The following is a 22,803-nucleotide window of genomic DNA, read 5'->3' as shown; positions in this document are numbered from 1 at the left end:
CTATCGCTGGCAAGCCAGCTCCCAAGGGATTTTTGCTGGGTTGGAGTACTGCAGTTTGCAGCCCAGCCAGCTCCCTCAAGATTTTTGCTGGGCTGGGGGATTGGGTTTAAAGCCCCGCCACTGAACCTGTGGGAGCTGGCTTGCCAGCGATGAGGGCCTGGCAGTCAATGCATCTTTGCCTGACAGTCCGCTATCGCTGGCAAGCCAGCTCCCACAAGGATTTTTGCTGGATTGGGGTATTGGGTTCACAGCCCCACCACCGGACCTGTGGGAGCGGGCTTGCCCGCGATGAGGGCCTGGCAGTCAGTGCATCTTTGCCTGACAGTCCGCTATCACTGGCAAGCCAGCTCCCACAGGGATTTTTTCTGGGTTGGGGATGGGGTTTAGAGCCCCAGCCGTTTGAGCCGCGAGGCTAGGGTGGTGGGTTTCAGGCCGAGCAATTCGGCGGCGCCGTCCTTGCCAAACAGCTTGCCATCGCTGGCCTTGAGCGCGGCGAGCATGTTGGCGCGTTCGAGGTCACGGACCTGGGCGTCGGTGAGAATGCTGTTGGCGGGCAGGCCGATAGCAGTCGGTTGCGCCGGGGATTCATCGGGCAAGTCGAGGTTGAGGTCGGCGCCGCTGGAGGTGATCAGCGCGCGCTCGATGACGTTCTGCAATTCGCGGATGTTGCCCGGCCACGAATAACGTTGCAGGCGCTCGATGTCGCTGTTGCGCAAGCGCCGGCCCGGCATGTTCAGGCGTTTCGCGGTCTGCTTGAGGAAGTGCGCGGCCAGTGGCGCGATGTCCACCGGCCGCTCGCGCAGCGCCGGTGACTGGATCGGGAATACATTCAAACGAAAGTACAAATCCTCGCGAAAGTGCTTGGCCCCGACCTCCTGGCGAAGGTCGCGATTGGTGGCGGCGATGATCCGCACGTTGACCTTGCGCGTACGTTCTTCGCCCACCCGCTCGAACTGGCCTTCCTGTAACACCCGCAGCAGTTTGCTCTGCAGTTCCAACGGGATCTCACCGATCTCGTCGAGAAACAGCGTGCCGCCGTCCGCCAGTTCAAAACGCCCGACCCGGTCGCGCACGGCGCCGGTAAAGGCACCGCGGATATGGCCGAAAAACTCGCTCTCGAACAACTCGGTGGGAATCGCCGCACAGTTGACCCGAATCAACGGGTGCGCATTACGCCGGCTGGCTTGGTGAATGGCCCGGGCGATCAGCTCCTTGCCGGTGCCGGACTCGCCATTGATCAGCACACTGGCATCGGTGGGTGCGACCACGTCGATCTGCTTGATGATCTTCAGGATCGGCTCGCTCTGCCCAACGATCTCGCGGTAGTTGTGCTCGATGTGAATCTCTTCCTGCAAGTAGGCGTTCTGCTCCTGCAAGCGCTCCTTGAGCGCGTTAAGTTCTTCGAGGGCATTGTGCAACTGGTTCTCGGTGCTGCGCCGCTCGGTGATGTCGCGAAACACCACCACCGCGCCAACGATCCGGCCGTCGGCGATCACCGGGGTGCTGGTGAATTCCACCGGGAACGAACTGCCGTCACGGCGCCAGAACACTTCCTGTCGACCTTCGTGCATCACCCCGTCGCGCACCGCTTTGTAGATCGGGCACTCCTCTACCGGGTAATGGCTGCCATCGGCGTGGGTGTGGTGATGGATGCGATGGATGTTCTTGCCGATCATGTCCTTGGGTTCCCAACCGAGCATGCGCGCGCCAGCCGGGTTGACGAAGGTCGCCAGGCCTTCGCTGTTGATGCTGTAGATGCCATCGCCCACCGAACTGAGCAGCAACTGATTGTCGCGCTCGGTCTCCTGGAACAGGTTGAGGATGTTGCGCCATTCGATCAGCCCGCCGCGCATGGTCCGCTCGGTGTGTGCCTGGTCACGCTGGTATTGCTCGTGGCTGAGTTCGCGCAATACCAGTATCAACTGCTGCTGGCCCTTGACCTGCAGCGTGGTCGCGGAAATCGCCAGTTCGATGCGCTCGCCGGTCTTGCAGTTGCAACTAAGGCTGTCGGTCCAGCCCCGGCCCTTGTCCATCACGCCTTGGGTGAACACGATCAGGTCCGCCAGTTGATGCCCGAACAGCTTGCTCACCGGCAATTCCAGCAACTCCTGGCGCGGGTAACCGAGCAGGGTGCAGGTGGCGATATTGAGGTCTTCCAGGCGATCGGCGAACGGGTTGAGCAAGGCAATGGCTTCGGCGCAATGCTCGAACACCATGTGTCGCGAGGAGTAGGCCAGGTCGGCCCAGCCACTGATGGAATCGCTGTCGGCGGTCATTACGAGATCTCGTGATTTAGCGCTACGAAGATTCGTATTTCTACGGGAATGCGTGGCGCGCCGATAGTCTCAGTTAGTCGTTAAAAAACCGGCTCAGATGTGGAAAACAAGGCAATTCAAGCGCTTAGCCAGCCACGGTAAATACTTTATTTTTCTGGCACGGTGTTCGCTCTCTCTCCCTTGTCACTCAACAACGAAAGCGGCCGATCCAGGCCGACGTTCAGTCAAGCAGCAACGGAGAGTATCGATATGCCAAGCGTGGACATTGCTCATTACAAAGACGGCGACTTCCTGGTCAATTACGAAGAGAAAGTCTTCGAGGACGTCAAAGCCGAGCCCGGCGAGAAAGTGCTGATCACCTTCCACACCATCGCCTTCGAAGGGTCCATCGGCCTGGTCAACATGCTGCAAGCCAAGCGCCTGCTGCGCAAAGGTTTCGAAACCAAAATCCTGTTGTACGGGCCGGGCGTGCAGCTGGGCGTGCAACGGGGCTTCCCGACCCTGGGCGCCGAAGCCTTCCCCGGTCACTTGGCGGTGAACAAGCAAATCATCCAGTTCATGGAGGAGGGCGGTGAGGTGTACGCCTGCCGCTTCGCGCTGCAAGCGCTGTATGGCCAGACCGAGAAGGCGTTGATCGAGGGCATTCGTCCGATCAACCCGCTGGACGTGATGGATTTGCGCCTGCTGATGCGCCGTGAGGGCGCGATGATCATTGATACCTGGACGGCGTGATTCGACGCCGTCCTGTGGCGAGGGAGCTTGCTCCCGTTGGGGTGCGAAGCAGCCCTGGGGTTTGTTCAGTCGTACCGTGCTGGCAGGTTTTGCGACTGCTGCGCAGCCGAGCGGGAGCAAGCTCCCTCGCCACAACAGCAACAGCAACAGCCAGACACCAAAGCACTATCACTGACTTCAGGACCCCAACCATGCCCATCATCCGCGCAGCCGCCGTACAACTCAGCCCGGTGCTTTACAGCCGCGAGGGCACCGTGGACAAGGTCTGCCAGCAGATCATCGCCCTCGGGCGGCAAGGGGTTCAGTTTGCAGTGTTTCCGGAAACGGTGGTGCCGTACTACCCGTATTTTTCCTTCGTCCAGCCGGCCTTCGCCATGGGCGCGCAACACCTGAAATTGCTCGAGCAATCGGTCGCCGTGCCGTCCGCCGCGACCCTGGCCATTGGCGAAGCCTGCAAGCAAGCCGGGATGGTGGTGTCGATCGGCGTCAATGAGCGCGACGGCGGCACGATCTATAACGCGCAGTTGCTGTTCGATGCCGACGGCAGCCTGATTCAGCATCGGCGCAAGATCACCCCGACCTACCACGAACGCATGGTCTGGGGGCAAGGCGACGGTTCCGGCCTGCGTGCCATCGACAGTAGCGTGGGACGCATTGGCTCGCTGGCCTGTTGGGAGCATTACAACCCGCTGGCGCGCTATGCCTTGATGGCCGATGGCGAGCAGATTCACGCGGCGATGTTTCCCGGCTCGCTGGTGGGTGACATTTTCGCCGAGCAGATCGAAGTCACGATCCGCCATCACGCCCTGGAATCGGGCTGCTTCGTGGTCAACGCCACCGCGTGGCTGGATGCCGACCAGCAAGGACAGATCATGCAGGACACCGGATGCGCCATCGGGCCGATTTCCGGTGGCTGCTTCACCGCCATCGTCTCGCCGGAAGGCAAGTTGCTCGGCGAACCGCTGCGCAGCGGCGAGGGCGTGCTGATCGCCGATCTCGACTTGGCGCTGATCGACAAACGCAAACGGATGATGGATTCGGTCGGACATTACAGCCGCCCGGAACTGCTCAGTTTGCTGATCGATCGCACGCCCACCGCGCATGTCCACGAGCGCAACAGCTTGCTGTCCGAGGAGGCCGTCCATGCAGACCAATGAACTGCTCGCCGACCTGCAAATCCAGGGGCTGCGCTGGCCCGCCGCGCACAACGGTTTGTCGCGCCAGGGCGGCGCCGGGCCGTCGGACCACAAGGCGCTGAGCCTGGGTAGCCGAACGCTGATGGTGCCGATTCTCAACCAGGCCTCGCAAAGTTCGCCGTACCAGGCGCAGCCGTCCAGCGATGGCAGCCAGGCGTTAATCTTTCGCGAAGGCATTCAGGTCGGCCAGGTGCAAATGCCCGGCGTGCCGAACTTCTACGGGTTGAGCACCGCCGATGGCATTCCCTACTGGAAAATCGCCACGCTGCACAGCCGCGACGTGCTCGCCACCACGGTGCTGCAACACTGCATTCGGTTCAATGATCGCGCCACGTCCTGCCAGTTCTGCGCCATCGGTCAGTCGCTGGCGGCGGGCAAGACCATCGCCCGCAAACGGCCGCAGCAACTGGCGGAAGTGGCGAAAGCCGCGGTCGAACTGGACGGCGTCAAGCACATGGTGATGACCACCGGCACCCCGCAAACCCGCGACCGTGGCGCAGCCATTCTGTGTGAATCGGCCGCTGCGGTAACCGCCGCCGTCGACCTGCCGATCCAGGCGCAATGCGAGCCGCCGGACGATGACCGCTGGTTCCAGCGCTTGGCCGATAGCGGCGTGGTGTCGCTGGGCATGCACCTGGAAGCGGTTACCGATGACGTTCGCCAACGGATCATGCCAGGCAAGGCGGAAGTGCCGTTGAGCCGCTATTTCGAGGCCTTCAGCGCGGCGGTCGAGGTGTTCGGTCGCGGCCAGGTCAGCACTTATATCCTGGCCGGGCTCGGCGACAGTGAAGAGGCGATCAGCGAGATGAGCGAACGCCTGGCGGCCATGGGCGTGTACCCGTTCGTGGTGCCGTTCGTGCCCATCGACGGCACACCGCTGGCCCATCACCCGAAACCCGACAGCGCGATGATGGCCCGGCTCTATCCGCAGATCGGCGCCAGTCTGCGCCGCCACGGCTTGCACTCCGAACAGATCAAGGCTGGCTGCGCCAAGTGTGGCGCGTGCTCGGCGCTGAAAAGCCACGAATAGGAGCACGTCCCATGGCCAACCTTGCCTTTGCGCTTGTCGACAGCACGTTCGAACCCTTTCGTGCCGGGGAACTGCTGGTCAAACCGGCCAGCGAGTCGTGGGAGAAGCAGGCTTATTTCGCGTTGCGCCGCGCGGTGTTCTCCGATGAGCAACAACTGCTGGCGCAAGACAAGGACCACCACGACTTCCAGGCCATCGCCATCGTCGCGTTGGCGGGCAGTTGCGGCATGGCCGATCAAGTGGTCGGCGCGGTGCGGATCTACCAGGCGGAACCGGGTTTGTGGTTCGGCGGGCGTTTGTGCGTGGCCCCGGCTTATCGCCGCCACAGCATGATCGGCAAGGCCTTGGTCAATGAAGCGGTGTCGCGGGCCAAGGAACTGGGTTGCGAGGTATTCCGCGCCACCGTGCAGGCGCAGAACGAAGCTTACTTTCACGCCTTGCACTGGCAGACCCTCGACCCGCTCGAATTGCTCGGCCAACCCCATTGTTTGATGCAGGCCAGCCTGGTGGATTACCCGTTGATGCCACGTCAGGTGTCGCTGTTGCCCTTGCGGAGCAACCGTCATGCATGACCTCACGGCGTTACTCCACGCGTTGCGTAACACGCCGGCGATGCAGGCCAAACAAGCGATCCAGCAACCGGCAGCAATCATCGGCAGCACTGAGCACCCACTGACCCGCGCGCAGTTGTACGCGCTGCCGGGGGATGACACCGCGGCGATCGCTTGTGGCGAGCACTACCAATTGCTGGCCATCGAAGGCATGTTGCCGGCGTTCGTCCAGGCCGCGCCGTGGTTCGCCGGGTGGTCGGCGGTGATGGCCAATGTCAGCGACATCACCGCCATGGGTGGCCGCGCCACGGCGGTGGTCAATGCTTACTGGCATCACCAGGAAGATGCCGCGCAGCAGGTATTGGCCGGTATCCGCGCCGCCTGCGACGCCTACGGTTTGCTGCTGGCCGGCGGGCACACCAGCCTGGCGCCGTACAACCCGGCGGCGCTGGCGGTGGCGATTACTGGTGTGGCCACGCGGTTGTTGTCATCGCTGCACGTGGCACCGGGGCAGGTGATCGCCATGGCGGTCGACCTCGAAGGCCAATGGCACGCCGACAGCGCCTACTGGAAAGCCTTCGAAGGAGTGCCCGCCGCACGCTTGCGCAGCAAACTCGACGTGCTGCCGCGCCTGGCAGAAGCCGGTTTGCTGCGCGCCGCCAAGGACATCAGCAACGCCGGCGTACTCGGCAGCTTGCTGATGCTGCTGGAAAGCACCGGTTGCGGCGCGACGATCGAGCTGGACGCCTTGCCGTCACCGGCAAACGCCGATCCGGCGCGCTGGCTGCAGGTGTTCCCCAGCTATGGCTTTCTGATGACCTTCGACGAGTGCCACTGGCCCGACGTGCAGACCGCATTCGCCTTCGAAGGCCTGCGCTGCGAACGCATCGGCCAGGTCAACCCTGGTGGCGTGTTGCAGGTCGCGCGCGGCGCGCAGCAGGCCAGTTTCTGGGACCTGCGCGAGCAGCCCTTCACCGGTTTCAGCTATGCCCATCTCGACCTCAGCCCAGTCCAACAGGAGCACTGACATGCCCGCCGTCAATTTCAAGATTCGCTGGCCCAACGGCCGGGAAGCCAACGGTTATTCACCCTCGACCGTGATCTACGAACACCTGGAGGAGGGCGCGAGCTACGCGCTGCCGGACTTCATGCAGCGGGTGGAAAGCGCGCTGAACAACGCCTCCGAACGGGTCAAGCAGGTCAAGGGCTTCTACTGCAGCTCGGCGATGGACACCTTGAGTTCGCTGAAGTACCAGGCCAGCGGGCTGGATACCGCCGGCGCCCAGGTTGAAGTGCTGGCCATGCGCACCGAAGGCGCGGGCAAGGTCACCGGCGGCTGGAGTTCGTTCTGACGCCACGCGAATTCTTTACTTTTACATTGATTGACGGAGCGTCCCATGGGCAGCCATCTCACCAGCATCAAACCTCCACACCACAGCGTGATCATCGTCGGCGGCGGCCAGGCCGGTTTGTCTGCCAGTTACTACTTGCAGCAGCAGGCCATCGACCATCTGGTGCTGGAGAAGCACAGCTTGACCCACACCTGGCGCAACCAGCGCTGGGACGCTTTCAGCCTGGTGACGCCAAACTGGCAATGCGCGTTGCCGGGTTATCGCTACAGCGAGGAATTCCAGGGCGACGAGCCCAACGGTTTTATGAAGAAAGAGCAGATCAACCAGTACCTGGCCGGCTTCGTCAAATCGGTGAATGCCCCGGCCCGCGAAGGGGTCAGCGTGCAGCGGGTGGTGCCACGCGCGACTGGAGGATTTGAAGTACACACCTCACAAGGTGAGTTCACCGCGGACGAAGTGATCGTCGCTTCCGGTGGCTATCACACGCCGATCATTCCGCGCCTGGCCGAGCGGCTGCCGGCGGACATTCAACAATTGCACTCCGAGCAATACCGCAATCCCCAGGCGTTGCCGGCCGGCAATGTGCTGGTGGTCGGTTCCGGCCAGTCTGGCGCGCAGATCGCCGAAGACTTGCACCTGGCCGGGCGCAAGGTCTACCTGGCCGTAGGCGATGCGCCGCGTTGCGCGCGGTTCTATCGCGGCAAGGACGTGGTCGATTGGTTAGCGGAAATGGGCTACTACGACATCGGCGTCGACACCCATCCGCTGCGCGAAGGCGTGCGCGACAACACCAACCACTACGTCACTGGCCGCGACGGTGGGCGTGATATCGACCTGCGTGCGTTCGCCCGCGACGGCATGCAATTATTCGGGCGCCTCGAAGGCCTGGAGCACGGTTGCCTGACCTTCGCCAGCAACCTCAACGCCAGCCTCGAAGCGGCGGACGCCGTGTACAACCGGATCAACGCATCCATCGACACATTCATCGAGCAACACGGCATCGATGCGCCGGCCGGCGCGGTGTATCAACCGGTCTGGGCGCCGAGCGAAGAACGCCGCGAACTGGACCTGCACGCCGAGGGCATCACCAGCATCATCTGGTGCATTGGCTTCACCCCGGACTTCACCTGGGTCGAAGCGCCGGTGTTCAACGGTCGGGGCCAGCCGGGGCACCAGCGCGGGGTCACGGCGCAACCGGGGCTGTATTTCCTCGGACTGCCGTGGCTGTACACCTGGGGCTCGGGGCGTTTCTCTGGGGTGGCGCGGGATGCGCAGTATCTGGTGGAGCGGATTGTCGAGGGGCGCGCCGAGTCGATGCCGGCGCTACAGGCTGGTGCTCGGTGACTTATGCGGGAGCGAGCCTGTTAGCGAAGGGTTTCTTGGAGATGTGTTGCCTGGCAGGGCGCCATCGCTGGCAAGCCAGCTCCCACAGGGTTTTGCAGTGAACGAACCTTGCGTGAACACCAGATAACCCTGTGGGAGCCTGGCTTGCCAGCGATGACTGAGTGTCAGGCCCTGCAAGGTTTGCGTCTGCACCCGTCGCGCTAAACCGAATACCTCAGCAGATCCGACAACTGCGCACGGGCCTGTGCCAGGCTCTGCTCGGCGGACTGTTCACCGTGCAGCAACGAAGCGAGGTAGACGAATTCCACCGAGTGAATGCCCACCGTGCCGAGGATCACCCGCAGGTACGGCGACAGGAAGTCTGCCTGGTGCGCCGGGTGCCCCTTGATTGCGCCGCCGGAGCTGACCAGCACCCAAGTGGGGGTGTCTTCCAGCAGGCCGATCTTTTCCTGGCGCTCATTGATGGCGAAGCTGCGCTGGATGCGCACCACTTGGTCGATCCAGATTTTCAGCGTGGCCGGTACGGTGAAGTTGTGCAGCGGCGTGCACAGGATCAGCAGATCACAGGCCTCGACTTCATTGATTAACTGCTCGGAAATGCTGACAGCTCCTGGATCCGGCAGCGCGCGGGTGGTGACGGCCATGGCGTACTCGCGGGAGATCGGCGCGGCCGGGGTGCTGCCGTAATCCCGTTCGATGATCGTGGCGTCGGGCAGGTGTTCGCGGAGCAAATCCCTGGCCAGTTGGAACGACCGGGCAGCGCTGCCGTGGGGGCTGAAGCTGAGCAATAACACGCGCTTCATGGGCGTACACCCTGGCCCAGGTCCTGGGAAAAGTGCATGCCCAGCGGCAGCAGGCCTTGGCGAAAGTAAAAGCGCTGAGCCAAGGACATGTGCATGCCGGTGTCCAGCACCAGGAAACGGTAACCCAACTCGCGAGTGTGCTGGCGCACCTGTTCCAGCAGTTGCTCGCCCAGGCGCTGGCGCTGCAGGTCGGCGCTCACCACCAGGTCGTCGACGTAGACAAACCGCCCGTACAACAGGTTTTCCGTCAGCCGATAACCCGCCAGGCCCAGCACCTCGCCATTTTGCCGCGCTGCCAGCAATTGGTAACCCTGGGCCGTTTGCCGTTGCACCTGACGGGCAAATTCGGTGGCGTCGGTCAGGTGCGGGCGCAGTTGTTTCATCACCGCAAAACACGCGAGGCATTGCTGCTCGCTTTCCATCCGCACAAACTCGATGGGCTCACTCATGACTCTGGCCCTCTTGGCGTTCAAGGTGTGCCTTGACGCTGGCGGGCACCTTGCGGAAGCTGATAGCGACACGGTTGAGGGCGTTCATCAAGGCGATGGCCAGGGTCAGGTCGGCCAGTTCTTTGTCGTTGAACACCGCACTGATCGCGGCGTAATCGGCGTCGGGCACCTGGCTGTCGGCGACACCGGTCACCACTTCAGCCCAAGCCAGCGCGGCGCTTTCGCGACGATCGAACAGGCCTTTAGCATCTCGCCAGACTGGCACCATCACCATTTTCTCCAGGCTGACGCCGGCCTTCAGCAGGTCCCGCGAATGGGCGTCGACGCAATAGGCACAGCCGTTGAGTTGCGAGACGCGCAGGTAGACCAGATCAATCAACGCGAGCGGCAACCCGCAGCCGAGCAGGTAACTGTGTGCGCTACCCAGAGCCTTGTACCCCTGTGGTGCGGCCTGGGTGTAATCGAGACGATGAGACATGACGAACTCCGTGATACGTGAAGTGATGAGCCATTGTCTGGCGTGCAGGCTCGCGTCTATAGGGCCATCTTCGGCCAACTTGATTGGGACATGATCCGCATGGGTTAGACTGGCGCGCCCAGTCTCCAGCCCAGGATCGCCATGTCGTTGCCCGAGTTGCCGCCCAGTCTTGCGGCCAGTCCGTTGCCCAAATACCTGGAAATCTACCGGCGTTTTCGCGCCGCGATTGACCAGGGCCAGTTGCGCGCGGGTGAGCGGGTGCCGTCGGTTCGCGCCCTCGCCGAGGAACTGAAAGTGGCCCGTGGCACGGTGGAAACCGCGTATCAGTTGCTGACCAGCGAAGGGTTTTTCCAGGCCCGTGGCCAGGCCGGCACCGTGATCGCCGAATGGTCAGCGCAACGCTCGATCAGCGCGCCATTGCCCGAAGTGCCTGCCGCTGCACAGCGCGGGGTGAGCTTGCCACTGCAGTTGGGGCTGCCAGCGCTGGATGCCTTTCCGCGAAAACTGTGGGCGCGCCTGGTGACCTGGCAGGTGCGCCAGGCCGACCCGCAAAGCTTGGCGCTGACGGATGTGTGCGGTTATGCGCCGTTGCGCGAGGCCATTGCCGACTACCTGGCGCTGTACCGTGGCGTGCCCTGCGCGCCGGCGCAGGTGTTCATTTCGGCCGGGTACTGCGCGAGCCTGGGTTTAGTGTGCGATGCACTGGACATGGCCGGGCAGCGCTGCTGGTTCGAGGATCCGGGCTACCTGCACGCGCGGGATTTCTTGGCACATGAAGGGGTCGAGTTGATCCCGGTGCCGGTCGATCAGGACGGATTGCAGGTGGAGGAGGGCGTGCGTCGGCAACCTCAGGCACGGCTGGCGGTAGTGACGCCGTCGCACCAGAGCCCCCTCGGTGTGCCGCTGAGCCCCGGCCGGCGCCGCGAATTGCTGGCGTGGACGCAAGCGCAGGGCAGTTGGGTGATCGAAGACGATTACGACAGCGAATTCCGCTACAAGGGCCAACCTCTGGCGGCGCTGAAAAGCCTCGACCTGGACGACCGGGTGATCTACGCGGGCAGCTTCAGCAAAATGTTGTTCCCCGGTTTGCGCCTCGGGTATCTGGTGGTGCCGCAGGCACTGGTCGAACGTTTCGAGCGCAGTGCGGGGCAGTTGCACAATCGCAACGCCGAACTGCTGCAAGCCACCGCCGCCGCGTTCCTGGCGCAAGGTCACTTCACCCGGCACCTGAAGAAAATGCGCCAGTTGTACACCGTGCGCCGCGGTTTGCTGGTGGACGCTCTGCGGGTCCACTGCGCCGATCTGCTACGGGTCGACCCGCAAGCCGGCGGGATCAACCTGCTGGCGCGTCTGCTGGTCGAGGTCAGCGATCAACGGATCGCCCAACGGGCGCTGGCCGCAGGTCTGGCGATTCAAGCGATCTCGGCATGGAGTCTGGAAGCGGACCAGGAACGCGGCTTGTTGATGGGGTTTACCAACGTCGCCAGCCAGGAACAGGCGATGGCGATCGCGCAGCAGTTGCGCGAGGTGATCCAGCAAACGATGGCGAGTTAGCCGCTGCCGAAGAAATCACCACGGTTTTTTGTATCGCACTGTATCGACCCCCGTTGCCGACACATCGCCGATACAAAACCCTTGCAGGATCAGAGCACCGGCCGCAACGGCCACCCTGGAGGACATCGCGATGAATAACCGACTGAACCGTGGCATCAACCTGGCGCGCCAGTTCGCACGCTTGATGGTGGGCATGCCGGATTACGACAACTACGTGGCCCTGCGCGCAAAATCCCATCCCGATGAACCGGTGATGAGCCAAACAGAGTTCTTCCAGGAACGGCAGAAGGCCCGATATGGCGGTCGTCAGTGCACCACGCGGTGCTGCTGAGCCCGGGCGTGACGCCTCGCAATGCCGTTGGCGTCACGATAACCAAAAAGGGGGGTTGCGCGTTTTTCCGACTTTTTCACCATTATGACTACCCGGTCACTTTTCTGAATCCGTCACCCCTTATGATGACAGGATGATGACCGTCATCAGAGCGTCACACGCCCGCGTAGTCTTGTACTGAAGCGCTTGAGCGCTTCGGCACGCAGTAGCCACTCGCGAAGCCTAAAAACTTCTACGAAAGGTTTGCTCATGCACCAACGCCCCGTCATGACTGAAAGAGCGTCCAGCGCGACATTGTCGGAAATCCAGCAAGCGGAAACACCGCTGTGCTTCGGGCCCTTTGTGTTGTTTCCCCGGCAACACCTGCTGCTGTGCAACGGCGTACCCGTCGAGCTCGGTAGCCGGGCGTTGCGCCTGTTGACCACCATGGCCATGCGCCCCGGCGAGTTGATCGAGAAGTCGGAACTGATCGCCATCACCTGGCCGAAAATTGTCGTCGAAGAATGCAACTTGCGCGCGCAGATGGTCGCGTTGCGCCGCGCCTTGGCGGAACACGACGATGGTCTGTACATCAAGACCGTGGCAGGGCGGGGCTATCAGTTCGTAGCGCCGGTGAGCTCGCAAATGAACGAGCGGGTCGATGACAGCATGGTCGAGCCTGCCCAGGACTTCATGAAAGATTTACCCAGGATCAACACTCAGGTGATTGGTCGCAGCCCGGAGATCCGCCGACTGGCCGAGCAATTGATGACCCGCCGGCTGGTGACCATCACCGGCCCCGGCGGCATCGGCAAATCAGCAGTGGCGCTGGCCGTGGCAACCCAATACGAACTTACCGAGCTGGCCAGGGGCATTTGTTTCGTCGACTGCGCGCAGGTCAGTTCGCCGCAATTGATTCCCGGCATGCTGGCCTCGGCAATGGGCATCACCTCCAGCCATGATGACCCGCTGGAAGAACTCGCTTACAGCTTCCGCGCGATGCCGTTTCTGGTGGTGCTGGACAACTGCGAACACGCCATCGACATTGTCGCCAGCACCGTCGAGACCCTGCTGGCCCGGGCACCGCATTGCTGCTTCCTGGTGACCAGCCGCGAACCGTTGCGCAGCGTCGGCGAATACATTTGCGAACTCCCGGCCTTACAGGTGCCGACGGCGGATGCCTGCCTGACGGTGGAGCAAGCGCTGGGGTTTTCGGCGGTACGCCTGTTTGTGCATTGCGTGACCACCAGCGATCCACGGTTCGTTTTCAAGCAGGCAGACGTCGACCTGGTCTGCAGCATTTGTCGCAAGCTCGATGGCAACGCCCTCGCCATCGACATTGCCAGCGCGCGGGTGCGGGCCTTTGGTTTGCAAGGGTTGTTGGAGCTGCTGGACAGTCGTTTCCGCTTGCAGATGACCGGCCGCCGCACCTCGGTGGCGCGTCATCGTTCGCTCAACGCGTTGCTCGATTGGAGTTACTCGACCTTGTCCGACGATGAGCAAGCGATGTTGCAGCACCTGTCGACATTCGATGATGTGTTCACGTTGACGGCCGTCAGGGCAAGGCTGCTGGATGGATGTTTCGATTTTTGCGAAACCGTGGTGTTGCTCGAAGGCCTGGTCGACAAGTCAATGCTGATGGCCTGCGGGAGAGGGGATCTGCGGCACTTCCGCCTGCCTGAAACAACGCGGGCCTATGCCGCTGAAAAGCGTGCGATGCTGATGGAAAGCGGCTGAGGGGATACACGCGAATCACCCTGGGCCTAGGGCCCAGGGCAATCTCGACATCACTGCACGAAGTTGCCCGCGCTCGGCTCGGGGAACTCCTTTTGCCAGGCGTTTTCACCGTCGCCTTCGTAGTTTTCGTGTTCCAGACCACGGTGAGTCTGGCGCGCGTTCCACTCATCGGCGCGGTAATCGAAAATGCTTTGGTCTTCCGGCGCGTCGCGCTGCCCCCAGTTGTGCATGTAGGTCTGCACCCAAGCGTAGGCTTCGTCGCCGTGCTCTTTCAGCAGGCCGTCCTGTTTGAAATCCTGGATGTTCTTCCAGTCCTGTTGCGAGACCTTTTGCAGCTGGTAGCTGCGAGCGATGTTGATAAACGCGCCGACGAAGCTGATCGCCGCACCGACAATGAAACCGACCGGCCCGGCAAAGGAAATCGCCCGGCCGATGGTGCCGCCCACCACCGCAAACGCACCATTGATGCTGGCGATCCCACCGATGGTCGAACCCACCCCGGCAACGATGCCCAAAGAACTCGCCGCCAATTGCAGCTTGTCGCCCGACTTGACCGCGTCACGGATGCCGAAGGCACTCAAGACGATACCCATGATCCCGCCCGCGAAGTCGCCACCGGCGCCCAGTACACGGGACACGCTGCCGGCAATGCGGAAGGCCGCGCCGGAGGAGACGGAATACTTTGCGCCAGCGCCATCGCGTATACCTTTGGCAAAGCTATCGATGAGTTTGCTGTCGTCAGGACCCACTGAAAAAGGCACGTTGGATTTTCGGTTGTTCAGCTCCTCAGGCGTCAGCGTCTGGTGTTCGGCTACGTCATCCCAGAATGAATCGTTCAGCGCCTTGTTGAGCTTGCTGGTGCTGTCGCCTTTGAGGGGATCGTCAAGGGCAGGGGACTTGCCCCAGAGCAAGTCCGGCACCGGCGTGCTCAGGCCAAACTTGGCGTTGGTCTTGGTTTTGAACAGATGATCGTAAGTCTTGCTGCCTAGCGTCGTGAAGCCGTTGGAGAAACTCAAGAAGGTGACGAAATCCGACGCGATAGCCAGGCGTCCTTCGGCGGTGGCGGCCAGGTTGGTGGGGTTGCCGATTAATTGGTAAACGCCGCGGATCAGCCCCATGGTCCCGGAGATCGAGCCAAGAACACCGGCATCTTTCATGTTGGCGAACATTGAGAAGACGTTCTTCTTGTCAGACTCCGAGAGCAACGAAACCCCGCCTTGCTTGAAACTTTCGGTCTTATCGAATGCTTCTTTGATATCGGCGGAGGTGAGGTCTTTAGTCTTGGCTTTGTCCCCCAACTCCAGCCAGACCTTATCGATGTCGGCAGCGGTGCTTTTGTTTTGGTAGATTTTCTGAAAACTGGTTTCGTAGGCATTGATCAAGTGCGACGGCAGATCACCGGCTGCGCGCATGCCTCGCAGGACAAAATTGGTGATGTCAGTGCCCGCCGCCGCGGCGTTTTCCGGGCTGACAAGGTTGGGATCACCCATGATTTTGTCGAGTTCCATGAGCATCCCGTCGCGGCTCAGGTCCTGGAGAAATTTATCGGCCTTCTGAGGATCAAGTTGGGCCAGCCCGACGTAGGTCTTCTGAATCTCGCTCTCGGCCAAGTCTTTCATGCCGTTGTCCTGCAGATCCTTGATGTAACGCCGGAATTCATCCGAGTTGGCCATCTTTTCCAGCGCCTGCTCGGTAGACTTGATCTTTTCCTCGCCGCCCTCGACCTGAGACTTCGCGTTGGTTTGGAAGCGTTTCATGTCCTCCTGGATTTTCGGATCGCTCATGCCTTTGCCGATGGCTTCGTCGATGGCCTTGGCATCAAAAATATGGTCCCGCACATCCCGCGAGTTGAGCCAGGTCGGTTCGCCGGGCGCGACAAAAATTGTGTCTGTGCTGCCATTGGGGATGATCGCCATGCCGTTCTCGACTTTCATCTTGGCCTCAAGCGCCCGAACCAGTTTGGCCCGAGGGTCGTCACGGCCAATGCTGCCGTCCTTGATCCCAGCACGGTATTCGTCAAACATCATCTTCAGCTCAAGGTCCTGAACTGTCAGCTGCTTGCCGCTTTCATCTTTCTGATTGGTGAGTAGCGCGTCGACGGTGGTCTGGCTCTCCGGTGGCAGACCATGTTTGCTCCGGAGTTCATCTTGCTTGGCCGTCGGGCTATTTTTCTCGACGTGGGTGTCGACGATCTGTTTGTACAGTTCCGGGTTGTAATCCTTCGACACCACCAGTTTTTGCTCTTCGCCACCGGGCTTCTGATAAACGTAGGTGATGAGTCCGGGGCCAAACTCATCGGGGGTGCCTACCTGCTTCACATCTTCGGTAGAGGAGAGGTATTCGTCACTGCCTACTAACTTGAAGCCTTTCTCCTCGGCAGCCTTGACGCCGTCCAGGGTTTTGTCGAAATCCGCGTATTGCTTGAAGGCTTTGGGCGCTACTTCTTTGATGACTATTTGGGTGTCGCCGCGCTTCCACTTAACCTTCAGGACGCCGTCAGCCGTAGCATCGATCGCTTCGATTTCCGCAAGTTTGGGCAGAGGCTGATCATCGCTGATTACCGTTTGCTTGTCGCGGTACGCATCTTTGAGTGCCTGTTCGCCGGGTTTGCCTTTGACTTTGTCGGCGATAAACAGCGTGTTGTACAACTCGCCACCGCCAATGGTGGTGATGGGCTTGGGTAGATGGGTATAACCGTCGAAATAAATCGCCGGGAGGGTGTCGGCGTTCTTCTGCGTAGTGTGATCCCAGTCCAGCGCGTCCTCCGCGGACAGCGCATATTTCTTGCCGTCGTACTGAAAAAGAATGACCCCCGAGTCTTTATCGATCTTGTCGACGAGCAACTTGCCGGGATCCAGGTCGATGGGCAGTTCGGTCACGGCTTCATAACCCTCGGCTTTGCCGTCAGCCAGCGCCGCTTTGCTGTTCTTGATCCCGTCGAGCTGTTTGAACAGTTCTGGTGCCAGGTCTTTTGAGATGACGTATTGCTCGCCCGAGGTGGTTTGCGCCACCAGAATGCCTGGCGCCTGCACGCGTACATCCTTGTAAGCAGTGGTGGCCACCGGCAATTCCTGGCCCGGGCTGACGATTTTGCCGTTGTCCTTGAATTGCTGCACTTGGTGCAGTTTGTCGAAGAGCGCGAAGGTGTCCGGGGTCCTAGCGTTATTGATAACAATCTTATTGGCGCCGAATTCGAAAGTGATCACGCCATCAGCTTGATGGCTGCGATCGACCTTGCTCGGGTCGTTGTAATCCAGCAATGCAAGTTTGTCTTCGTTATCCAGCGACAATGTATGTCCCGATTTCATCGCTTCCATGGTCCAATAATCGCGAACGACAGCCTTATAAAGTTCGGGGTTGTGATTTTTGTCGACCGAGATTTTTTTGCCGTCGTGGGTGGTGTACACGATCGTTTGTTTGTTGGGGGACAATTCAATACTTTGGTATGCATAGAATTCGGGGGCTTTTTGATCTTTCGCGGCGTTCTCAGGCTGCGGGCCACCGGTGCTCGCCAGTATTTTTGCCCGTGAAACATGACTGTCGAAGTTGCGGTTGCTTGAGGTTGGACGGCCAGAATTATCGGCAGAATTAACAGTGGTCAAATTCAATGCTCCTTGAGAATCGTCCTGAGAAAAATCATTTAACCCCCGTAGATCCCGCTGCGGGCTGGGGTTCAAGATCAGCAGCATAAACAAAACTGTCATAAATCACGGCGCATCACCGGATAATTCACAAGATTTAACGGCGTTTAACGGGAAGTTAGAATTGACTGGCCTAGTTGTTAACAGGCGCACAGTTTTTGGGCCGAGTTAATGTCAACCCAATATCATTTATAGCCAGCTAATTGCAGTGGCTGCGGTGAACTAATCGTCGACACACTGACAGTGTTTCCATCGCGACATGACCGTGGGCGGGTGGGTGTTCACTGGATTGCGGATCTACAGCATTAGATGCTCAAGCTGCCGCCGCTCCCAGGCGCTCAGCAATTCGACGGGGTCAGTGCCAAGGCGCGGCCAATCGTCGAGCGTCGCGAACCTGCCATCCGAGGAATGGCAATCGGCGCAGTGGATGATCCGATGGTGATCGATCTGTAACGTAAGCGTGTAATCATCGATCGCAACGTGCACGGAATTACTGCCGGTCGGTGCTTGGAGTCGGTACAGCGTTCGCGTACCGAGGGCGACGTCCTTCAGCAATTGATAAACCTCACGGGCTGTGAGCGCGAGTGATGTGTTCACGATGGATTCCAGGGTGTTTGGCTGGTATTGCGGATGGTGGTTGGAAATGTGGGCATTGCCAATCCTGGAATTGAGCTTGAGGCGAGGTTTACAGATTTCAGACTGGGAAAGTCAGGGCTGATTGCGTAATACTTTGTTACGTGTAATGTATATTATGTTAAACGATGTGTCAGAGCGGAACTTTCTATGCTTGTGCTTAAGGTTAAGCGCCACCTCTTTCCGATTTTTGCAGACGTTCAGGCTCTTCTCGTTGGACGTCCTTCCTGCCTTCGGTCCCTGATGTATGCATGAAAGTTTTGCCCCGTCAGTACAAGAAATCGAGCCAGATATACAGATATCGCTTTTGAGGCGTTCAAGCACACATCATCGATACAGCCGAGCGTTTAACTGATGTCACTCGTTTGCGGCGGTAACAACCAATGTCGTTCGGTGGTCCACCCGAGAAAAACCTGAGCCCCCTCACTTTTCTGGCGGTTCAGGGTCAACGGGAGCCCGGAAGCTGCCACACGCAACCCCATAATTGCCGGTAGAAATCTCTCCCGGAATGCAATGGGTTGAGCCGCGAAATGAGCTTCGATGCTATCGATTGCGCAACGCCTCTCGGCGTCATCCTGCATGGATAAATAAAACACCATCTGGCGCCAGGCATAAGCGGTATTTTTGAGCATCACCAAGCTTGAGTGATAGAACTTGATTTTCATCTGCTGCCGCATGCATATCCATTGGAAGCACTCCTGAGCAAGTGAACCCAAGCGATGATGTAGCAGCGCTTTCAAACCGAGATCACCAAATAGAAGGGAAAGGTTTTGCGTCGTCAAAATCTGTTGCTGCTCGATGATCCTGCCGTTGGTTGCTGAATGCCATCCACCCAAGGGGGCATCAGCCCGCTGTGCGCACAGGTTCGCCAATGCATCACTGGTATCCAAGTCGCGCCGGAAATAGTTTCTGCTCTTTGATTTCGGCTTATCGGGAAGGATCGCCAGTTGGTTCGTGTCGATGTCGTAATAATGGGCGTAAAGGGTGCCATCTATCAACGAGGCCGCTCGCCTGGCTGTTTCCACGAATTTATTCGAAAAGGTTCCCATGAAAATGTCCGCCGCGACCTCCTCCACAAAAGGAAGATCCAGCTTCGCCGTGACCGCAAGCGAACCAAACTCCTGAAGTAGCTTGTTCGGAAGGATTGCCTGAGGGAAAGCAGCGAGGGTTGTTGCCGAGGAATCGATCAAGGCTTGTCTGGCTCCCTCAACGGCGACAGTGTGTGCCTCTCGTTCACCTTCAACGGCCGCCACCCAAGGCAACTCACTGATTTTGACTTGGCTCTGTAGGTTGAGCAGCAGCAATGAACGGCGTCGCCGAAAAGCACGATACGTTGCGATAGACAACGTGCGTAGTGTCGTATCGCGAAATCCAGCACTGCAGATTTCGGCCGTCATCGCTGGCAGTACTCGCGCCACGGTATCCCCAGATGTGATCAATCCCTTGTCAATCAACTGACTGATGGTTCCCTTTCGACAACGCTCGAGGCGTCGGCGAACTGCTGGTGGAATGGCGACACCTGCTTTCAGCGAATATACCTTCGCCTCCTCACTGGTAATCGGTTCCAACAAGGACGAAAAATCAGAGATGCCTTCCGAGCTCGTATAGCTGTTCAGACGCTCAGAAACCGCCTTGGCGATAAGATGATGCTCGGGCGCGTCCACCTGATGGCGCTGTATGGCTCGGTTTTGTAGATGATCGTCGGATTCGGGATGACCATGTTTGCACACGAAATCATCGACGATCCGCCGAATACGTCCGACTTGACGCCCTGTCAGCGAGGTTGGGTCACGGGAGCAGAGCCTTAGCAACGTGTACAACTCCCCTACCCGGCCCCTGAAAGGTTCACCGTTGAGGATGTCATTGCTACCGGTAGCATCGAACTGACTACTTAACTCATTCGCCTGCTCAAGCCAGCCTTCAGGATATTGCCGACAAGGCCAATCATCCTGGTACGTTAAGAGGAAGAGCGAGATAGCTGCATCGTAGAAAGGCAACCGAGTCTCGACCACATGTTTTTGCACTGCCAGACGCTGCTGCGCAGGGAGTTTTGAAAGCAGCTTTTTGATATCGCCGACATCGAAGATCTGCACTTCCACCGCGGAGAGCGGTAGCCCGTCTGAAGCCAGTGGAAAGAAACGCAGTTGCTCAAAAAAAGTTGCGATCGACTCAATCAGTCTGCGTGCCTCCTCCGTTCGCTGCTGTCCCAATAGCCAAGCCACGTACAGTAGCGCTGCCTCTTCTGGTACATCGATCCGATAGTCGCTGTTCAGCAGTTGCTTTTGCAGTGCTTCGATCCCCTCATCCGTAAGGTGCCAGGTGTTGAGATCAAGTCGTTCAAAACCAGGGCGGATGCCTGGGATTGAGGCGGCCAGCCGCCGCTCGTACTCGGTCAGTGCACCACCGGCCAGATACTGTCCAGTGGCCAAACCACCCGTGACTACCTCCAGTGTGACCCATTCAGGCACATCCACGAGTGGTATACGCGAGCCATACAACGCGGTGCCCTGCACCATGTGTTCGACCACCTGCTGCCAGCGCTCAATCCGTTCGCGCGCTTTCTCAGTGTCTAGACCCGATTCGTTCAATGCTCGAGATAACTGAAAGACCGCATAACCGGCGTTTATGCCGGCCATTGCATCCGATTCCCTATCGTGCCTGGACATATGTCCTTCTGACCCTGCGATGTAGTGGGTCCGGGGGCTGGATTCGAACCAGCGCCCACCCGGTTAAGAGCCGAGTGTTCTACCGCTGAACTACCCCGGAACAGAGCGCGCATTGTCTACTCGCCACGAACGAATGTGAAGATTGAAAAGGTTGCCGTTCGTGACGCATATAGAGATTACTCCCCTCGAAAATATTGGCGTAACCTCCTCCCCCCGCTGCAATGCCTGAGGCAACTGGATTTGCGCAGATAACCGCTGTTTGCACCGCTGCGGTTTGAACAGTCGGTGATGAACAAGTTTTGGAGAGCATGCGCTTTGTTTTTTTAATCCAAACCCTTAATTTAAAAGTCTTATTGGAGCCATGAACATCTGACATCGCCCACTTTTTAAACGATGTGTCAGAGCGGAACTTCCATAATCGGTTTTCGAGGAATCTTCACGCACACTGCTTTGCCTGCTCCCCCACATGCCGCTTAGCTGATTTCAATCGCTGCCAGTTATCCATCAATAGAGTTCGCAGGTATTACAACCCAAGACACTCACTGACCATCAACCAATGCCGAACCAGGCGGGAAAATGCCCGCGTGCGCCTGATAGGCAACTCCCCAATCCTTCATCGCATGCATCACTGGCGCCAAGGTCAGCCCTATCTCTGTCAGCGTGTATTCCACCCGTGGAGGCACTTGCGCGTACACCTTTCGCTTGAGCACGCCATGGGCTTCCAGTTCTCTCAGTTGCAAGGTCAGTGAACGCTGGGTGATGCCTTCGCCGATCAGGCTCTTCAGCTCACCGAAGCGCTTTGTGCCACTGAGCAAGTGGTACAGGACCAGCGGTTTCCATTTCCCTCCGGTCACCTCGAGCATCACCTTCACGCCACAGCGATAGATTGTTGTTTCAGTCATTTGCGGCCCCATTGGTATACATTTTTTCCCTATATATCAGTGATGTGCGTACTTGTGAAATCGCCCGGATCGGTGAAGATGAGTCGTTGGCACGCCTATTATGGACGGACACTTTGTATGAAAGCTGCGTATTACGAACATCAGGGAACAGCCCTCGACGTGTTGAAGATCGGCGATGTGCCGACACCGGTTCCGGGCCCGGGAGAAGTCAGGGTTCGTGTCGTCATCTCCGGGGTGAATCCTAGCGACATCAAAGGCCGCAACGGCTTCAAGGGGCCCATGCCCTTCAAACGTATCATTCCTCATCAGGACGGCGCCGGGGTCATCGAATCGGTCGGCGAAGGCGTCTCGGAAGCAAGCATCGGCGAACGGGTGTGGATGTTTGAAGCTCAAAACGGTCGCCCATTCGGAACCGCAGCACAATTCGTGGTGCTGCCTGCGAGCAACGTGGTGCCTCTGGCCGATCACGTATCGTTCGAGACTGGGGCCAGTCTCGGCATCCCTGCCCTCACCGCCCACTATTGCCTGTTCGCCGATGGCGAGCTCAGCGGAAAAAGGGTGTTGGTTCAAGGTGGCGCAGGCGTTGTAGGTGAAGCCGCGATTCAGTTAGCGAAATGGGCCGGTGCCTGGGTGGCGACTACCATTCGCCATGCCGACGACTGCGCAACGGTGAAAGCTTCCGGTGCGGATCTGGTCATTAACATGCGCGAAGAAAATGTCGACGCGACGATCAATGCTGCCACCCATGGCCGTGGCGTCGACCGAATCGTCGAGGTGGACCCAATCGCCAACCTGGACATCGACACCGCGTGCCTGGCCAAAGGGGGCACCATCAGCATCTACGCGGTCACCACGCCAGACGCCGTATTGTCCGTGCCTGTAATGAAATCCATGGGTAATTGTTCGGTGTTGCGCTTCGTGCTGGTCTACAACATTCCCAATGAAGCCAAGCGTCGTGCGATTCGCGACGTCACCTCGTGCCTCGCCCGGGGCGCGTACAGGCCCACGATGGGTTTGACCGTTCCACTGGAACAGATCGCCCAGGCCCACGACGCGCTGGACGCCCGTGGCGTCAAGGGCAAAGTCTTGGTAAGCATTGATTCGAGTCCTCCGGCCCGTGATTGAACAATCCTGCCCGTTGCCACGATT

General features: G+C 59.4%; 19 protein-coding genes and 1 tRNA gene. 11 read left to right on the top strand and 9 right to left on the bottom strand.

The window, feature by feature from the left end; genetic code table 11:
• Nucleotides 1–383 precede the first annotated feature (383 nt).
• Complete coding sequence (locus RG836_RS02315; RefSeq protein ID WP_310842872.1) at nucleotides 384–2,276, bottom strand: sigma 54-interacting transcriptional regulator; 1,893 nt, start codon at nucleotides 2,274–2,276, stop codon at nucleotides 384–386.
• 249 nt (nucleotides 2,277–2,525) lie between these two features.
• Here RG836_RS02315 and RG836_RS02310 point away from each other — a divergent pair, with 249 nt between their 5' ends.
• The 7 genes from RG836_RS02310 to RG836_RS02280 all read left to right on the top strand — a co-directional run bounded on the left by RG836_RS02310 (nucleotide 2,526) and on the right by RG836_RS02280 (nucleotide 8,481).
• The gene (locus RG836_RS02310; RefSeq protein WP_310842870.1) at nucleotides 2,526–3,008 is read left to right on the top strand and encodes an MSMEG_0572/Sll0783 family nitrogen starvation response protein; all 483 of its coding nucleotides are present in this window, start codon (nucleotides 2,526–2,528) and stop codon (nucleotides 3,006–3,008) included.
• A 191-nt stretch (nucleotides 3,009–3,199) separates the two neighbouring features.
• On the top strand, nucleotides 3,200–4,165 hold the full coding sequence (locus tag RG836_RS02305; protein ID WP_310842868.1) for a Nit6803 family nitrilase: 966 nt from the start codon (nucleotides 3,200–3,202) through the stop codon (nucleotides 4,163–4,165).
• A complete protein-coding gene (locus tag RG836_RS02300; protein ID WP_310842867.1) occupies nucleotides 4,152–5,234 on the top strand; it encodes an MSMEG_0568 family radical SAM protein in 1,083 nt (360 codons plus the stop codon). The genes RG836_RS02305 and RG836_RS02300 overlap by 14 nt, the downstream gene beginning before the upstream one ends.
• 11 nt (nucleotides 5,235–5,245) lie before the next feature.
• Nucleotides 5,246–5,806: an MSMEG_0567/Sll0786 family nitrogen starvation N-acetyltransferase gene (locus tag RG836_RS02295; protein WP_310842865.1), complete on the top strand. Its 561-nt coding sequence runs from the start codon at nucleotides 5,246–5,248 to the stop codon at nucleotides 5,804–5,806.
• On the top strand, nucleotides 5,799–6,812 hold the full coding sequence (locus tag RG836_RS02290) for a sll0787 family AIR synthase-like protein (protein ID WP_310842864.1): 1,014 nt from the start codon (nucleotides 5,799–5,801) through the stop codon (nucleotides 6,810–6,812). Before RG836_RS02295 ends, RG836_RS02290 begins: the two co-directional genes overlap by 8 nt.
• Nucleotide 6,813: 1 nt before the next feature.
• Entirely contained in the window at nucleotides 6,814–7,137 is a 324-nt protein-coding gene (locus RG836_RS02285) for an MSMEG_0570 family nitrogen starvation response protein (RefSeq protein ID WP_310842863.1), read from the top strand.
• A 45-nt stretch (nucleotides 7,138–7,182) separates the two neighbouring features.
• Nucleotides 7,183–8,481 (top strand): MSMEG_0569 family flavin-dependent oxidoreductase, encoded by a 1,299-nt coding sequence (locus RG836_RS02280; RefSeq protein ID WP_310842862.1) that lies wholly within the window; start codon nucleotides 7,183–7,185, stop codon nucleotides 8,479–8,481.
• A 200-nt stretch (nucleotides 8,482–8,681) separates the two neighbouring features.
• Here the strand turns inward: RG836_RS02280 and RG836_RS02275 are convergent, their stop codons facing one another.
• The 3 genes from RG836_RS02275 to RG836_RS02265 are packed head-to-tail and all read right to left on the bottom strand — an operon-like array spanning nucleotide 8,682 to nucleotide 10,211.
• Nucleotides 8,682–9,284, bottom strand: a complete 603-nt coding sequence (locus RG836_RS02275; RefSeq protein ID WP_310842861.1) for an FMN-dependent NADH-azoreductase — start codon at nucleotides 9,282–9,284, stop codon at nucleotides 8,682–8,684.
• Nucleotides 9,281–9,733, bottom strand: coding sequence for a GNAT family N-acetyltransferase (locus RG836_RS02270; RefSeq protein ID WP_310842859.1), 453 nt, complete (start codon nucleotides 9,731–9,733; stop codon nucleotides 9,281–9,283). The genes RG836_RS02275 and RG836_RS02270 overlap by 4 nt, the downstream gene beginning before the upstream one ends.
• Entirely contained in the window at nucleotides 9,726–10,211 is a 486-nt protein-coding gene (locus RG836_RS02265; RefSeq protein WP_310842857.1) for a carboxymuconolactone decarboxylase family protein, read from the bottom strand. Before RG836_RS02265 ends, RG836_RS02270 begins: the two co-directional genes overlap by 8 nt.
• Nucleotides 10,212–10,352: 141 nt before the next feature.
• On the opposite strand from RG836_RS02265, the gene pdxR reads away from it, so the two are divergent.
• The 3 genes from pdxR to RG836_RS02250 all read left to right on the top strand — a co-directional run bounded on the left by pdxR (nucleotide 10,353) and on the right by RG836_RS02250 (nucleotide 13,812).
• Nucleotides 10,353–11,765, top strand: coding sequence for a MocR-like pyridoxine biosynthesis transcription factor PdxR (pdxR, locus tag RG836_RS02260; RefSeq protein ID WP_310842855.1), 1,413 nt, complete (start codon nucleotides 10,353–10,355; stop codon nucleotides 11,763–11,765).
• Between the two features lie 130 nt (nucleotides 11,766–11,895).
• On the top strand, nucleotides 11,896–12,096 hold the full coding sequence (locus RG836_RS02255; RefSeq protein ID WP_310842854.1) for a YbdD/YjiX family protein: 201 nt from the start codon (nucleotides 11,896–11,898) through the stop codon (nucleotides 12,094–12,096).
• A gap of 249 nt (nucleotides 12,097–12,345) precedes the next feature.
• Entirely contained in the window at nucleotides 12,346–13,812 is a 1,467-nt protein-coding gene (locus RG836_RS02250; protein WP_310842853.1) for an ATP-binding protein, read from the top strand.
• A 50-nt stretch (nucleotides 13,813–13,862) separates the two neighbouring features.
• Here RG836_RS02250 and RG836_RS02245 read toward each other — a convergent pair whose 3' ends face one another.
• From RG836_RS02245 to RG836_RS02225, 5 genes are all read right to left on the bottom strand, one after another.
• Nucleotides 13,863–17,129 (bottom strand): hypothetical protein, encoded by a 3,267-nt coding sequence (locus RG836_RS02245; protein WP_310842852.1) that lies wholly within the window; start codon nucleotides 17,127–17,129, stop codon nucleotides 13,863–13,865.
• 621 nt (nucleotides 17,130–17,750) lie between these two features.
• A complete protein-coding gene (locus RG836_RS02240; protein ID WP_310842851.1) occupies nucleotides 17,751–18,050 on the bottom strand; it encodes a DUF7693 family protein in 300 nt (99 codons plus the stop codon).
• A 383-nt stretch (nucleotides 18,051–18,433) separates the two neighbouring features.
• A complete protein-coding gene (locus tag RG836_RS02235; protein WP_310842850.1) occupies nucleotides 18,434–20,722 on the bottom strand; it encodes a hypothetical protein in 2,289 nt (762 codons plus the stop codon).
• Between the two features lie 55 nt (nucleotides 20,723–20,777).
• Nucleotides 20,778–20,852, bottom strand: a tRNA-Lys gene (locus tag RG836_RS02230).
• 439 nt (nucleotides 20,853–21,291) lie between these two features.
• Entirely contained in the window at nucleotides 21,292–21,654 is a 363-nt protein-coding gene (locus RG836_RS02225) for a winged helix-turn-helix transcriptional regulator (protein ID WP_310842848.1), read from the bottom strand.
• Between the two features lie 117 nt (nucleotides 21,655–21,771).
• Between RG836_RS02225 and RG836_RS02220 the strand changes: the two genes are divergently transcribed.
• The gene (locus RG836_RS02220) at nucleotides 21,772–22,779 is read left to right on the top strand and encodes an NADPH:quinone reductase (RefSeq protein ID WP_310842847.1); all 1,008 of its coding nucleotides are present in this window, start codon (nucleotides 21,772–21,774) and stop codon (nucleotides 22,777–22,779) included.
• Nucleotides 22,780–22,803: the final 24 nt, after the last annotated feature.

The sequence above is a fragment of the Pseudomonas rhizozeae genome (assembly GCF_031583775.1).
In the GTDB taxonomy this organism is placed as follows: Bacteria; Pseudomonadota; Gammaproteobacteria; order Pseudomonadales; family Pseudomonadaceae; genus Aquipseudomonas.
Note: the sequence above shows the minus strand (reverse complement) of the source record. Positions and strands in the feature narration are given on the sequence as shown.

Excerpts from the sequence above, each read along its gene's own strand:
- RG836_RS02315 (WP_310842872.1), bottom strand. The coding sequence starts at position 2,276 with ATGACCGCCGACAGCGATTCCATCAGTGGCTGGGCCGACCTGGCCTAC.
- RG836_RS02310 (WP_310842870.1), top strand. The coding sequence starts at position 2,526 with ATGCCAAGCGTGGACATTGCTCATTACAAAGACGGCGACTTCCTGGTC.
- RG836_RS02305 (WP_310842868.1), top strand. The coding sequence starts at position 3,200 with ATGCCCATCATCCGCGCAGCCGCCGTACAACTCAGCCCGGTGCTTTAC.
- RG836_RS02300 (WP_310842867.1), top strand. The coding sequence starts at position 4,152 with ATGCAGACCAATGAACTGCTCGCCGACCTGCAAATCCAGGGGCTGCGC.
- RG836_RS02295 (WP_310842865.1), top strand. The coding sequence starts at position 5,246 with ATGGCCAACCTTGCCTTTGCGCTTGTCGACAGCACGTTCGAACCCTTT.
- RG836_RS02290 (WP_310842864.1), top strand. The coding sequence starts at position 5,799 with ATGCATGACCTCACGGCGTTACTCCACGCGTTGCGTAACACGCCGGCG.
- RG836_RS02285 (WP_310842863.1), top strand. The coding sequence starts at position 6,814 with ATGCCCGCCGTCAATTTCAAGATTCGCTGGCCCAACGGCCGGGAAGCC.
- RG836_RS02280 (WP_310842862.1), top strand. The coding sequence starts at position 7,183 with ATGGGCAGCCATCTCACCAGCATCAAACCTCCACACCACAGCGTGATC.
- RG836_RS02275 (WP_310842861.1), bottom strand. The coding sequence starts at position 9,284 with ATGAAGCGCGTGTTATTGCTCAGCTTCAGCCCCCACGGCAGCGCTGCC.
- RG836_RS02270 (WP_310842859.1), bottom strand. The coding sequence starts at position 9,733 with ATGAGTGAGCCCATCGAGTTTGTGCGGATGGAAAGCGAGCAGCAATGC.
- RG836_RS02265 (WP_310842857.1), bottom strand. The coding sequence starts at position 10,211 with ATGTCTCATCGTCTCGATTACACCCAGGCCGCACCACAGGGGTACAAG.
- pdxR (WP_310842855.1), top strand. The coding sequence starts at position 10,353 with ATGTCGTTGCCCGAGTTGCCGCCCAGTCTTGCGGCCAGTCCGTTGCCC.
- RG836_RS02255 (WP_310842854.1), top strand. The coding sequence starts at position 11,896 with ATGAATAACCGACTGAACCGTGGCATCAACCTGGCGCGCCAGTTCGCA.
- RG836_RS02250 (WP_310842853.1), top strand. The coding sequence starts at position 12,346 with ATGCACCAACGCCCCGTCATGACTGAAAGAGCGTCCAGCGCGACATTG.
- RG836_RS02245 (WP_310842852.1), bottom strand. The coding sequence starts at position 17,129 with ATGGAAGCGATGAAATCGGGACATACATTGTCGCTGGATAACGAAGAC.
- RG836_RS02235 (WP_310842850.1), bottom strand. The coding sequence starts at position 20,722 with ATGGCCGGCATAAACGCCGGTTATGCGGTCTTTCAGTTATCTCGAGCA.
- RG836_RS02225 (WP_310842848.1), bottom strand. The coding sequence starts at position 21,654 with ATGACTGAAACAACAATCTATCGCTGTGGCGTGAAGGTGATGCTCGAG.
- RG836_RS02220 (WP_310842847.1), top strand. The coding sequence starts at position 21,772 with ATGAAAGCTGCGTATTACGAACATCAGGGAACAGCCCTCGACGTGTTG.